At 58.7% G+C, this 14421-nt stretch carries 8 protein-coding genes; 1 reads left to right on the top strand and 7 read right to left on the bottom strand.

Annotated elements, in window-relative coordinates:
- The coding region (locus tag HMPREF9720_RS12470) for a hypothetical protein (RefSeq protein WP_050805107.1) at positions 1-3234 on the top strand (3234 nt) is incomplete at its 5' end.
- 66 nt (positions 3235-3300) lie between these two features.
- On the opposite strand, the gene HMPREF9720_RS15495 is transcribed toward HMPREF9720_RS12470, so the two are convergent.
- The 7 genes from HMPREF9720_RS15495 to HMPREF9720_RS15730 all read right to left on the bottom strand — a co-directional run.
- A complete protein-coding gene (locus tag HMPREF9720_RS15495; RefSeq protein ID WP_042493368.1) occupies positions 3301-3600 on the bottom strand; it encodes a hypothetical protein in 300 nt (99 codons plus the stop codon).
- A gap of 298 nt (positions 3601-3898) precedes the next feature.
- Positions 3899-5113 (bottom strand): glycoside hydrolase family 57 protein, encoded by a 1215-nt coding sequence (locus HMPREF9720_RS12465; protein ID WP_009598764.1) that lies wholly within the window; start codon positions 5111-5113, stop codon positions 3899-3901.
- 15 nt (positions 5114-5128) lie between these two features.
- Positions 5129-6442 (bottom strand): glycosyltransferase family 4 protein, encoded by a 1314-nt coding sequence (locus HMPREF9720_RS12460; RefSeq protein ID WP_009598758.1) that lies wholly within the window; start codon positions 6440-6442, stop codon positions 5129-5131.
- Between the two features lie 27 nt (positions 6443-6469).
- Positions 6470-8602 (bottom strand): glycogen debranching enzyme N-terminal domain-containing protein, encoded by a 2133-nt coding sequence (locus HMPREF9720_RS12455; RefSeq protein WP_009598762.1) that lies wholly within the window; start codon positions 8600-8602, stop codon positions 6470-6472.
- A 110-nt stretch (positions 8603-8712) separates the two neighbouring features.
- Entirely contained in the window at positions 8713-12963 is a 4251-nt protein-coding gene (gene glgP, locus HMPREF9720_RS12450; RefSeq protein ID WP_009598752.1) for an alpha-glucan family phosphorylase, read from the bottom strand.
- Between the two features lie 154 nt (positions 12964-13117).
- Positions 13118-14230: a radical SAM family heme chaperone HemW gene (gene hemW, locus HMPREF9720_RS12445; protein WP_009598753.1), complete on the bottom strand. Its 1113-nt coding sequence runs from the start codon at positions 14228-14230 to the stop codon at positions 13118-13120.
- A gap of 11 nt (positions 14231-14241) precedes the next feature.
- A partial coding sequence (locus HMPREF9720_RS15730; RefSeq protein WP_217491230.1) for a hypothetical protein occupies positions 14242-14421 on the bottom strand: 180 nt, incomplete at its 5' end.

Genomic DNA, 14421 nt, shown 5'->3' with positions numbered 1-14421 from the left:
GACCTGAAGGGTCAGATCAACGACTTGAAGGGTCAAGTCGAGTTGAAGGCCGACGCTTCAGCCCTCAAAGCTGTTACCGACAAATTAAACGGGATAGATTTCTCGTCTTTCGTTACCAACAGCGGTCTCCAGACAGAGCTTGACAAAAGGCTGGCAGACTATGCCAAGAAGTCGGATCTGAAAGATTGGCTGACTAGCGATGAGGTGTTGAAACTTATTAAGGCTCAGGGATATCAGACCAAGGCTGACGTTCAGAAACTGATCGAAGAGGCTACCAAGAATCAGCTGACTGCCGACGATGTCAAGAAGATTTTCGAGACGATGATCGCTTCGGACGAGACCATGGGTAAACTGCAGGCCGAAATGCAGAAGATCATCCAGCAGGCTCTGGTCGACGGCAAGTACGTTACCGAGCAGCAGATGAAGGATTTCGTCGAGGGTAAAGGTTACATCACCGGTGCCGATCAGCTGTCGGCGACTCAGATCAACCAGATCCTTACCGCTGTCGCCAATTCCGTATCTTCGGAGACGGCTACGGTCACCGATGCCATCAAGAAGGTCCTCGGCGACAACTTCGCTTCGTACATGGCTGAGTACATGAATGACGAGACGGTCAAAGCCGAAATGGGCAAGACCATCACCGATACGATCCTCAAGGAGCTGACCGATGCCAACGTAACTCTGAAAGAGGCTATCGAGGCGATGATCGAGGAGGGTGTAAACAGCAAACTGTTCAACCCCGACGGCAGCGCAATCTACCTGAAAGAAGCCGATCTGAAGGATCGTTTCGACAATTACGACACGCAGCTCCGCAATCTCTGGAGCGCTATCGCAGACCTCGCCGGCCGCATCCAGTCGCTGGTTTACGTTCCGACTTCGCTCGAAGAGGTATCGAACAATGTCATTTCCATCGAGGGACTTCCCTATATCGCGATGGTTGACGGTGAAGGTGAGGACTACAAGTTCTATCTGGGCAGCGACGAAGGCGGCAACGAGGCCGCGATCGAAGCTACTTTCATGGTTTCGCCTGCGGCTCTGGCAGTCAAGATGACCAAGGAGAACGTATCGTTCGTAACGGAGGAGATCAAGACGCGCAGCGCTGCGTCGTTCGAGGTTGTAGACGTGATCGATCAGGACGTCGTGACCGGTAAGTTTACCGTTGTCGCCAAGACTCAGTACGAGTACGGAAACGGCAAAACGCTGGCCATTGCGCTGAATGTGAAACTCGCAGGCACCGGTGTCGCCGGAGCTACGCCCGAAGATGCCATTTCGGGCGAGGATTTGGGCAGCGATTTCACCAGTGCCTTTATCGGTACGCAGTATAATGCAGGCGGCGCGATCAATGCCGATCTGGTTGCCGGTCGTATGAAAGAGGACGGAAACCTCGAACTGGTAGTTGACGACGATACCCAGTTCCCGGAATTCGAGGGCGATGGCGGTCTGAAATATAACGACGAGGAAACCGTCGTTGAGTTCTTCCATGATGTGAAGATTTACTACATGAAAGACGGCAAACCGCAGGAGCTTGCCGCAATCTGGGGCGAGGATGTTCCCGTTCTCAAGACCGTTGTTCCTGAAGACGCCGCCGTAGCGACGGTAGATCCCGAAGATAACAAGGACAGCTATACGCTTACGGCAACCACGGCGGCGATCAAAAAGGGCAAGGGTGTTCCGGCTCTGATCGACGACGTGATTACCTCGGAACCGTTCTCGTTCGACCTCGTATCGGGCGAATACACCTGCCGCGTGGTTAAGAACGCCAAATCGCAGTTCACCATCATCAAGGACAACACCGACGTCATCGTTTCCGAGCCGCAGACGGTAACGTGGAACTATGCAACGGTTAGTGCTGGCGACGATTACGAGGCTGTGGATTACCTGCTGAATCCCGATCCCACGAAGCCGCAGATCGGCCACGTGATTTACAACGCACTGAAGGCTGGATCCTTCGAGGATATCCAGATCTTCGACGGCGAGACCGAAATGACCGACGAACTGCCGTTCGATGTCGCTGACATTATCCTTACTAGCTCTCCTGCTGACGATCGTGCAGAGCAGCATCTGGAACTTGTCGTAGCCGGCAACAGTGCAATGACGAGCGGTTCTTACACGGTCAAAGCACGTTACAACTATGAGAACACCGATATTACGATTACTCTGCCCGTCGTTATCGAGGGTATGCCTGAGATCACGATGGCTCCGGAGACCGTAACGGTGGATTACTTGGCGGGAACGAGCGAATACACGGTGATCGAGACGTATGCCGAGAAACTCTGGAATAAGGATTGGGCTCCGAAGTACTTCGCCGACAAGCAGACGTTCGTAGATGCGATCTATGCCGCTACCTTCGAGGCTACTGCCGATGAAGCGGAAGATGGAACCGAACTCGTGCAGGCGACCGACGATGCAAAGAACATCGCTATCAAGCTCGGCACCGGAGCAAAGGAGAAGAGCTACGAACTCACGGCTAAACTTACTGCCGACTGGGGTCTCGATGTAACGGTTGCCGTTACGGTTAATTTCGAAGGCTTTGCAGGCGAGCTGGTACAGGGCGACAACTATGCGAATCCGGTGCGTCTGAACGCAAAACTTACGACGACGGCTTATGTGCCCGATGGACTTAACCTCGACAACACTTGGGTTGCACCCAAAGATTCCAAGGGCAATGAAATCGGAAAGGTTGTCTTCTCGGTAGACGCTGAAGAGTATGAAGGCGCTTCGGTAGACGCCGACGCCAAGACCCTGACGTGGGGTACTGAGTACAAGGGCCTGAACATGGCGCTCAGCGTAAAACTGATGCTTGATTCTTATGTTCTTGACGAGCAGGAGCTTAATGTCGAGATTCCCGACCCGATCAAGGATAAGACGATCAGCCTGCGTAAGAGTGCCGCTACTACGATTTCTGCGAGCGATGCCGATGCTTCCCTGACTGTGGGCGATCTCCTCCAGCTGGCGAATATCAACGGCAACAACGTGTTCGAGGCTGCGGCTGCCGATGAGAATACGGTTCTCGGAGTCGCTGTCAAGTACGAGGTGATGAATCCGGAGGTTCTCGTTGACCGAATTACGATTGCGGGCGATTTCGCAACCACCGGTACGATTACGGTCAAGGGTAATGCCGACAGCGAATTCGTAGGCGAGAAGACGGTCAAGGTGAAAGTTACCGTATCCTATGATTACGGCACGGACCGCGTTCACAATCTTGATATCAAAGTTAAGCAGAAAGCCAACTAATAAAGAATCCCCCTTTTCCGCGAAATCCGGCGCCGTTCTTCGGGGCGGTGCCGGGAGCGCGGGAAATCAAATCCCTAAAGCAGGAACGGCACATCCCAAAGTTTTTTGGTTAACAACTCCCACTTTTAAGTAACATTCCTGCTTGCGGCAGACCGAAGAGGCGCGGTCTGCCGCTTTTTTATCGTTCCGACCGTTGCTGCAATCCGTCGGACCGGATACGATAGGCTGTTGCCGGATCGGGTGCCTTTGTCCCGACTTATATGAAAAATCAGCCGCAGTCAATACTGCGGCTGATTTGATTTGATTTGAGCCTATTTCCGGCATTTCCCGGATGTTCTTCCCATGTTCCCCGGCGTTTTCCGGCATTTTGGGCGTTTTTTTCGGTCCGCCGTTCCGTCGCGCCGCAGAGCCATGCGGGCTTTACGGGCGTGTTTGCGGGGCTGTAGGGATGCGTTTCATGCGCCAGCCTTCCGCGTCCCTCATCGTATCCCCGGAGGGCGTGAAAGGCCCCTGAATCCGTTTTTCTGCAATACGGACAGCGCCGCGTCGTCGGTGCTGATTTCGGGCGGGATTTCGCGGGCGTTTCGTGCGCGGGCGTATTAGACGCCGCACCCCGACAAAGCCTCTCCGGCGCTTCCTCCCCCGTGTTGCGGCGGTTTCAGCCTTATTTTGCCTTGGCGGCTTTGGCGGCCACCGCTTGATCCAGCTCGATGATGAAGTCCGAAAGGACGTTCATGTAGTTGATGAAGGCGTCGTATGCCGAGTCGTACGGGTTGAAGTAGGAGTGTACGTCGCCGTCCGAGAGCCATTTGGTCGCCATGTAGTAGAAGTGGTCCGAGGTCTGCATGAAACTCCATACATAGTCGAAATCGGGGCTTTTCAGGGCGGCGACCTTCTCTTTCTGGGCGTAGAGTTTCGAGAAAGCCTCGTTCTGCAACTCGTTGCCGAGCCACGCCGTCACGTCGCGCTCCTCGTCGGCCCACGACATTACGTGCGGACAGTGGAGTACGGACACCGGCTGGTACTTCTTGGCGGCCTCGCTTACGGTGGCGAACTCCATATCGTTCTTCTTGGCGAGGATCGCTTTGGGAAGCGCACGCATGAATTCGAAGATTCCCGTATCCGCCGTCTGATGCTCCCCGAACGTCTCGTAGTCCATGAAGAGGTTGATGACCTCGCCCGGCGTTTCGTCCGAAGAGAGCCATTTGACGTATTTGTCCGCCGTCAGCGGCCATTCGTCCCAGCTGCGGTTCGAGAAACGGAACGCAATGTCGTCCGAGAGCTTGTAGTTGCGCAACAGCAGGCGCAATTTCTGATTGATGGCGTTGGCATAGACGTAGTTAGGCGATTTCCAGCCCAGCACGTGCTTGGCGCCTTCGGCCAGCATCGTGCGGAAGCCCATGTCGGCGACCATGGCGCCGATCTCGTCGGAGTAGATCAGCTCGGTGTTGCGGAAGGCGGTGGGCTTCACGCCGAACTCCTTCTTGATCATGGCCGTATGGAGCTTCACCTGTTCGGTGAAATCCTCTTTCGACGCCAGCGACGCCAGCGAATGGGAGTAGGTTTCGGCCAGAAACTCGACGCATCCCGTGGCGGCCAGCTCCTTGAACGAGTCGAGCACCTCAGGCGCGAAGGCGCGGAACTGCTCGACGGCGATGCCCGTGATCGAGAACGAACAGCGGAATTTACCCTTGTTCTCCTTGATCAACTTCAGCAGCAGGGCGTTCATGGGCAGGTAACACTGCCGGGCGACTTTCTGCATGATCGAGCGGTTCAGGAGGTCGTCTAGGTAGTTGTGGTCCTTGCCCATGTTGAAGAAGCGGTACTTCTTCAGTCGCCAAGGCTGGTGTACCTGAAAATATAAGCAGACGGTTTTCATAGGGTATCTGTATTTTTATTGTTTTTTGTTCTCTTCAATGACCGCTTCGTATACGGCTTTGATCTTCGCCGCGGCGTCGTTCCACTTGAGGTTGGTGACCTCTTCGAGTCCTTTCGACGCGAACATGCCCGACAGGGCCGGGTATTGGATGAGGCCGTAGATGGCGTCGGCCAGCGCGTCCACGTCCCAGTAATCGACCTTCACGGCGAAGTCGAGCACTTCGGCCACGCCGCTCTGTTTGGAGATGATCACCGGCACGTTCGAGCGCATCGCTTCGAGGGGCGAGATGCCGAAAGGTTCCGAGACCGACGGCATGACGTATACGTCCGACAGCTGGAACATCTTGTGTACGTCCTCGCCGCGCAGGAACCCCGTGAAGTGGAAGCGGTCGGCGATGCCCAGCCGCGCCACGCGGCGGATGACGTGGTTCATCATGTCGCCCGAACCGGCCATCACGAAGCGTACGTCGGGTACGCGCTTGAGCACTTTGGCGGCAGCCTCGACGAAGTAGTCGGGACCTTTCTGGTAGGTGATGCGTCCGAGGAAGGTGACGATCTTGTCCTTCACGCCGCGTTCGGGCATTTTGCAGGGGCCGCCGGCGAAGCGCACGGCGTTGTGCACCGTCACGACCTTTTCGGCCGGAACGCCGTAGCGGTTGATGACGATGTTGCGGGTAAGGTTCGAAACGGCGATCACGCGGTCCGCGGCGTGCATGCCCGCACGCTCGATGGCGTAGACCTGCGTATTGACGTTCTCGCCGCTGCGGTCGTATTCCGTGGCGTGCATGTGCACGACGAGCGGTTTGCCCGACACGCGCTTGGCGGCGATGCCGGCGTAGTAGGTGAGCCAGTCGTGGGCGTGGATCACGTCGAACTGCCCTTCGAGGTCCTTGGCGACCTGCGCGGCCACCACGGCGTAACGGGCCACCTCCTCCATGAGGTTGGCGCCGTACTTTCCCGAAAAGGTGTAACGCTGTTTCCATGCGTCGGTCGTGGACCAGACCTGCTGACCCGATTTTACATAGCGTTCGTGGTAGACCTCGTACTCTTCGGGGGAGATGTAGGGCACCATGTTCGAGTCGATGTGGATGAACGACATTTTTTCGAGAATGTCGTCGGCTCCGCTCCCGGTCGAACCATAGAGAGCCTCCACGTCGCTGGCGTTCATTACGTGCGTGAAACGCTGATCTTCATCGCCGTAAGCGTGGGGAACCACGAACGTGACGTCTACGTCGTTGCGCGCCAGACCGCGCGTCATGCCGTAGCACGCCGTTCCAAGACCGCCCGCGATGTGGGGCGGGAACTCCCAACCGAACATTAAAACTCTCATATCTTAATTCTTTTCATTTTGTTGCCTTTATTTCTTTGCGGCTTTTCCTGCCGCCTTTTTCGCCGCGGCCTTGGGGGTCTTCGCCGCGGCCGGACTTTTGGCGGCGGCCTTTACCGTCTTCCCGGCGCTTTTCGCCGCAGGCTTCGTCTTCGCCGGCTTTTTCTCTTTCGGACCGTTCGTTCTGCCGCTTTTCTTCGCGGCTTTGGGCGCTTGGGAATCCCCTTTGCTCCGCTCGCGGATCATGCGGTGGATGTCCAGTGCGGCTCCGACGCTCCACGCCTGCGAAATGGCTCCGCGCGAAGCGTAGGGCGGGTCGGCGTCGTACAACTCGCAGATCGAGCCGATGCCGTAACGCTGGATGTCCTCGTCGAAGTTTTCCAGCGCCTCCTCGGCCTGCGGCAGGAATGCGTCGCCGTCGATGTCGAAGCAGGCCTTGATGTAGAAGGGCAGCAGCCACGGCCATACCGAGCCGTTTTTGGCGGCGAAGTCGCGTTCGGCGGGCATGCCCTCCTGCGAACCCCTGTAAAGCGGGTTTTGGGGCGACAGCGTCCGCAGTCCCTTCGGGGTGAGCAGGTGCTGGCGCACCGTGCGGATCACCTCCAGTTGCATCGTCTCGTCGAGCATCTTGTAATTCAGTCCGCAGGCGACGATCATGTTGGGGCGCGTCGATTTGTCGGGACCGCTGCCGTCCACGAAGTCGGCCAAATAGCCCTCCGGCAGGCGGAACAGTTCGATGAACGACTCCTGTGTGCGAGCCGGAAGCGAGGCCCACGCCTTGACGAAGGCCTTGTCCGTCTTGTCCCCGTATTTGCCGGCCAGTTCGAGCGCATAGCATACGGCGTTGTACCACAAGGCGTTCACTTCGACCTGATAGCCGTTGCGCGGGGTTACGGGGCGTCCGTCGATCGTTGAATTCATCCACGTCAGGGGCACCTCTTCCGATGAAGCCCATATCAGCCCGTTGTCGTGCAGCGCCACGCGGCCGCCGATTCCCTGCCGGTAGCTCTCCAGTATGTCTTTCATGGCCGGGCCGTAGCTCGCCCATATCTCCTTGGCCCCCACTTCGCGTTCGAGCTGCTGGAGGGTCCAGAAAAACCAGAGGGGGGCGTCCGCCGCGACTTCGGCCGAGGCGCTGCCGGTGAACATGCCGTCGCGCATCTCCCGCACCAGCGTATCCAGCGCGTCGATGCAGTCCTCCTTGTGTCCCTGTTCGAGCGTGATGCCCGGCAGCGAGATGAAGGTCTGGCGGCCCGAAACCCCGTGCCACGGATATCCCGACACCACTTCGGTCCGGTCGCCCGGACGGCGGATCAGGAACTGCCGCGCCGAGTGTTCGAGACAGCTGATGAAGTCGATCTTATGCGTACGCCGCGCGATGGATGCGGCGAAAACCTCTTCGATGGTTTTGGTCGAGCCCATTTCGTCGAGCGACGCCGAGAAGATGATGCTCTCGCCCTTCTTGAGCTCCGCTTCGAAATAGCCCGTCGTGAGCAGGTCTTCGTACCCCTCGTATCCGCGGGCCAGCTCCTGCTGGTATTCGAATCCGTAATACCAGTCGGGCGCGGGCACGAACTCCGTGCCGGGTTTGCTCGTCTGGAGATAGAGCCACGGGAACGAGTTGTAGAGACGGCACTTCACGCCGTTCACGGCGGGGTAGGAGTGTCCGTCGGCCTCCATGTTGGCGTGCGTCAGCGCATGCTTGTCGCGGAAGGCGAGGAACGGCCGCAGCCGCAGCCGGGTTTCGGAGTGGGCGTCCACGAGCGTGTAGCGGATCATCAGCTGCGTCCGCTTGTGTATCCAGAGCATCTCCTTCTTGAGGATTACGCCGCCCACGCGGTAGGTGATCGTCGGCGTCGGCGTATACTCGAAATCGGTGATATACTTGTGGCCGCGCGGCTCGTATACCCCCTTGAAACGGTGCAGCGCCAGATTGAACGTCTGGTCGTGCTGCACCACGGTCTCGTCGAGCGACGAGAGCAGGACGTAGGTCCGGCAGCTGTCGTCGATGGGGGCCACCATCAGTCCGTGATAGCGGCGGGTGTTGCAGCAGACGATCGTCGTACTCATGTAGCCGCCGATACGGTCCGTCGAGAGCATTTCGCGCTGGAGGGAGTACTCCAGATTGCCCAATTCGCTTTTGTCGAAAGTAAGTGCTGACATATCTTTCTTAAAAATGCAGTTCGTCCTATAAAGATATTAAAATTTTCAGATAAATAATACCCGATAACAGTAAATTAATACCTTTTTTAACATTATTCACGCCAAATTTGCTAGGCCCACTTTACCAATGCAAAATCCATGCGGTGCGGCAGGTGGGGGTTGTAGGGATAGAGACGCAGCGCCACGTCGAACGTGCCGGCCTCGCCGGGAACGTAATCCAGCGCATAGGTCACGCGGCTGCCGTCGGTTTTGGTGTGTTTCAGCCCGATGGTGCGGGTTACGTTCACCTTGCCGCCGACGACGATCTGCTGGGCGATGACCATCTCGACGCCGATATCCTCAGGCCGGAGGTTGGCGATGTCCACCGTCACTTCGAAGTGGTACTTCTCGCCGACGAAGATCGCCTCGTCGTCGATCCTCACGCGCTGGACGTCGATCACGCGGACCTTGTCCCATGCGGCCGAAACCTTGCGCTTCCACGCCGCGATCTCGCGGGCCAGCTTGTAGCCGCCTTCGACGATTTCGCGCTTGCGGGCCGCGAGCTTGTTGTAGAACCGCTCCTCGTAATCCCCCAGCATGCGGTTGGTCGTGAAGTTCGACGCGATGTCGGCGACGCACTTTTTGACCGAATCCACCCACTGGTGAGGAATGCCGTCGCTGCCGCGGTCGTAGTATTTCGGCACGATCTGCTCCTCGATGGTGTTGTAAATCATCTCGGCGTCAAGCTCGTCCTGATAGCCCTGATCGGCGAACGTGCGTTCCATGGGCAGCATCCATCCCGCGCCCTCCTTGTAGCCTTCGACCCACCATCCGTCGAGTACCGAGAACTGGAGCACGCCGTTCATGACGCACTTCTCGCCCGACGTGCCCGACGCTTCGAGCGGACGGGTCGGGGTGTTGAGCCATACGTCCACGCCCTGCACCATGCGGCGGGCCAGCTCCATGTCGTAATTCTGCAGGAAGAGGATCTTGCCTACGAACTGCGGCATGGCGGCCACTTCGACGATGCGTTTGATGAGGTCCTGACCCGGCTTGTCGTTAGGGTGCGCTTTGCCCGCGAAGATGAACTGCACGGGACGCTCCTTGTTGTTGACGATCGCCGACAGCCGGTCGAGGTTGGTGAACAGCAGGTAGGCGCGCTTGTAGGTGGCGAAGCGGCGGGCGAAACCGATGGTCAGCACGTCGGGCTTGATGCCCTCGATGATCTGAATCATCTGGCGCGGCGAGTCGAGACGCACCTGATTGGGGTCGCTGTAGCGGCGGCGGATATGCTTTACGAGCTTGTTCTTGAGATACATGCGCTCGTTCCACAGCTCTTCGTCGGGAATCTGGTGGACCTTCTGCCATGCCGGGATGTCGTAGGTGTGCCCCTCGAATCCGTCGGCGAAATAGCGGGCGTACAGGCGGCGCATGCTGGTCGCGATCCACGTCGGGAAGTGCACGCCGTTGGTGACGTACCCGATATGAAGCTCGTTTTTGAAGTAGCCCGGCCACATGCTGCCCAGAATATCCTTCGACACCTCGCCGTGGAGCCACGACACGCCGTTCACCTCCTGCGAGAGGTTGCAGGCCAGCACCGACATCGAGAACTTCTCGTTGGGGTCGTTGGGGTTGGTCTTGCCGAGGTTGATATACTGTTCCCACGTGATTCCCAGCACGTCGGGATAGTGCGACATGTACTGGCGGATCATCGATTCGGGGAATGCGTCGTGGCCTGCGGGAACCGGCGTATGGGTCGTGAAGAGCGACGACGAGCGGATCACCTCCAGCGCCTCCGAGAAGGAGAGCTTCTTGTGGGTCACCAGATCGCGGATGCGCTCGATGCCGATGAATGCGGCGTGTCCCTCGTTGCAGTGGAATACGTCGTGTTTGATGCCCAGCTTGCGCAGCGCGCGGATACCGCCGATGCCGAGCAGGATCTCCTGCTTGAGCCGGTTCTCCCAGTCGCCGCCGTAGAGGTGGTGCGTAATCTGCCGGTCCTCTTCGAGGTTGGCCTCGAAGTCCGCGTCGAGTAGGTAGAGGTCCGTGCGTCCCACCTGACATTTCCAGACGCGTGCCCAGAGCGTACGTCCGGGGAAGGCGATGGTGACCGTCATCCAGTTGCCGGCTTCGTCGCGCACGGGCGAGATCGGCAGCTTGTAGAAGTTCTGCGCTTCGTAGGTCGCCTCCTGCGCGCCCTGCGACGAGAGCCGCTGCGTGAAGTAGCCGTAACGGTACAGCAGGCCCACGGCCGCCATCGGAACGTTCTTGTCCGACGCCTCCTTGAGGTAGTCGCCGGCCAGAATGCCCAGACCGCCGGAGTAAATCTTGAGCGACGAATGCAGGCCGTACTCCATCGAGAAGTAGGAGATCGAGGTCGCCTTCGGATCGGGTTTCTCGTTCATGTAGTCGCGGAACTGCGCATATACGGCGTCGAGCTGGCTGAGGAAATTCGTATCCTGTTCAAGCTCCTTCATGCGCTCCACGCTCATTTTGTCGAGGAATGCGATCGGATTGCGTTCGCACTCGGCCCACAACGCATGGTCGATGCTTTCGAACAGGTCGCGCGTGCCGGGATTCCAGCACCACCAGAGGTTGCGCGACAGCTCTTCGAGGGCGTGCAGCCGTTTGGGCAGGGTCTTGTCCACCATCATGCGGTTCCAGTTGGGCTTCTCGGCGAAAAGCTGCTGGCGCACGAAGTTGATCTGCTCGTTGCGGTTTCCGCCCTCGTCCAGCACGGCGCGGTTGGTGCGGATGACCGAACTTTCGACAGCCTCGGAGTAAGCCTGCTCGTAGGCGGCGAAGAGGTGTTCCCAGAGCGCCGTTTCGGAGATTTCGTAGGCCGACACGCGCATCTCGTTCACGTGCTTGTCGTCCAGCAGGCTGAAGTGCAGCAGCGACTCGGCGATCTTCTCTTCGACCTCCTGATCGTTGTAGTCGTCGCGCAGAACGATCTCCACGCCCGCATGCTCGCGCTGTTTGGCCGCCCAGAGACCGAATCCGGCCAGCGTCGTGGTGATCGTCGGCACGGAGAAGGCCACCGATTCGAGCGGCGTGTATCCCCACGGTTCGTAGTAGGAGGGGAATACGGTCATGTCCATGCCGACCAGCAGTTCGTAGTAATCCTTGCCGAAGATGCCGTCGGCCTTGTTGAGGTAGGTCGGAACGAAGATCACCTTCACCTTCGAATCGGGCGTGGTCAGAATGCTGCCGTTGAGGGCGTTAACGATCGGGTCGCTGCTCTGGTATTCGAGGTAGTGGGTCGTGTATTTGTACTGCCCGCCGTCGATGGGTTTCGACGGGTCGGCCAGATGCGCCTGCAGGTCCGCGCGCGGACCGCGGTTGGCGGCGGGCACGGTGATATAGGCCAGCACCTGACGTTTGAGCCGGGGCGATGCGGCCAGTTTCTTGAGCGATTCGATGAATACGTCGATGCCCTTGTTGCGGAATTCGTAGCGTCCGCTGGTGCCGACGATCAGCGGCTCCTCGGCGAACTTTTCGCCCAGACACGCTTCGGCCACCGAGATCATCGTTTTGCGGGCTTCGGCGCGCTTCGCGTCGTACTCCTCGCCGGTCCAGACGAAGTCGTTTTCGAAGCCGTTGGGCGTGATGCAGTCAGGCTCGCGGCCCAGCAGGAATTTGCACTCGTTGGCCGTGATGTCGCTGACCGTGACGAATGCGTCGTGGTAGGCAGCGGCGGCCTTCTCGATCGAGTGTTTGGCCACGACGTTGAACTGGCGTGCCAGCTCGTCGGCATTGAACTTGGTCAGGTCGGTGTAGAGCGGCAGGTGGTTGCCCGCGATGCAGCGGCCCATGACCGTGGCGTGCGTGGTGAAGAGTGTCGCCACATAAGGCGCATGGCGGCGCAGGTAGAGACCGCCCGCCGCGGTCATCCATTCGTGGAAATGGGCGGCGATCTTGTCGGTCGCGGTGCAGAAGTTCTCGACATAGGAGGCGATCACCGCGCCTGCGGCGTAGCCGAAGAGCACGGGCTCGATGTAGTCCCACTGACCCGAAATCGAATCGACGTGGTAGGCCTCCCAGAGTTTCTTGAGTATTTCGTCCTTGCGGGGAATCAGCGAGGTGAAGTCCACCAGTATGGCCGTCGGTTCGCCCTTGATTTTCCAGTGTCCCGCGCGGATGCGGATGCCTTCGGCGTAGAGTCCCTGACGCCATGCCTTCAGCAGGTTGGGATCCTCCTCGAATTCGGGGTTCACGCCTTCGTGCTGCAGGTCGGGGCCGATGAGGATGTAGCGCTCGTTGAATTTCCGGATGGCCGTTTGCGCTTTGGTCGAGACTACCGTATGGATGCCGCCGATTTTGTTGCAGACCTCCCAACTTACCTCGAACAGGTAATCGGGGGTTAGTTTTGCATTGCTCATATTTGTGATGCTTGTTTGTAATTTACTTGTCGAATCGGTTGAAAACCGGTGCAAAGGTAATACTTATATTTATATTAACAATCTCGAAAGGGTAATTAGTAAAAAAAATTTAAGAATAACTTAACATTTCAGTTTCACTTGGTTGCGCGCGTCGTTATGTTTCGAAAAGGGCCTCGATCACGGCGTCCGAGATCAGAAACCGCTCCGGGGGAACCGCCAGCCGTCCGCCTGCGTCGCGGAGCGCGCCGCTTTGCAGATAGGGGGCCGCCTCTTCGCGCATCCGCTCCAGCCGTTTCGTGCCGAAACGGGCCGCGACCTCCCGCGTGTCGATTCCTTCGGCGGTTCGGAGCGCCGTCATGACGTACTCGTTGAAACGGTCCCTGTTCGTGAGGAGTTCGCGTTCCGCCGGATCGCCCGCGATGTACCGCTCCACCGAACCTACGTTCCAGTGCCGCTCCTCGCCGTCGAACGAGTGCGCCGCAGGACCGATGCCGAGGTACTTCGCGCCGTGCCAGTACGCCGCGTTGTGGCGGGCGCGGAAGCCCGGAAGGGCGAAATTCGAGACTTCGTAGTGTTCGAATCCCGCTCTGGTCAGCGTCTCGTGGACCGTGAGGAACTCCGTTTCGCTGACCTGCTCGTCCACGGCCCGGAATTCGCCTCGCGCAGCGCGCCGCCCGAAAGCCGTATCGGGTTCGACGGTCAAATGGTATGCCGAAATATGCTGTACGCCGAGCGAAAGGGCCGTATCGAGCGAGCGGCGCAGCGTATCGCCGCCGAAACCCGGCACGCCGAAGATCAGATCGAGGGTGATGTTGCCGAATCCGGCGCGCTGCGCAGCGCGGATCGCTTCGGCCGCCTGCGCGGCCGTGTGGCGGCGGTTCATCAGCTTCAGGCAGTCGTCGTCGAACGACTGTACGCCGATCGAAAGGCGGTCGATGCCCGCTTCGAGCAGCCCGCCGAGGTACTCGGCCGTCAGGTCGTCGGGATTGGCTTCGAGCGTCGTCTCTTCGGCGCCGGAGCAGTCGAAGAGTTGTGCGGCGTGGTCCAGCAGTCCCCTGATCGCTTCGGGCGTGCAGAGCGACGGCGTTCCGCCGCCGAAATAGCGGGTCGTCACCGCTTCGCCGCCCGGATAGCCGCGCCGGTCGTCCAGTTCGCGGTGCATGGCCGCCAGCAGGTCGTCCATGCGCCGCAGGTCGGCGCTTTTGTAAAAGTCGCAGTAGGCGCAGACGCGCTTGCAGAAGGGTATGTGGAAATAGAGTCCGGCCATGGTTACCAAAGTTAAGAAAAAAACGGAGACGGCGGCACATTATTTTCCGATTTTTCCGAAACAGGCCGAAAGCCGGTGCGCTCCGCGTTTTTCGGAGGCTGCCGGATTCGTCCGGCACAACCGGAAATCGCGGCAGCATGTTTGCGGTATGTCCGCAGTTCCTGAGCTGCGCGCGGCTTCGGGCGGAGGAG

The sequence above is a fragment of the Alistipes sp. HGB5 genome (assembly GCF_000183485.2).
Lineage (GTDB): Bacteria > Bacteroidota > Bacteroidia > Bacteroidales > Rikenellaceae > Alistipes > Alistipes finegoldii.
Note: the sequence above shows the minus strand (reverse complement) of the source record. Positions and strands in the feature narration are given on the sequence as shown.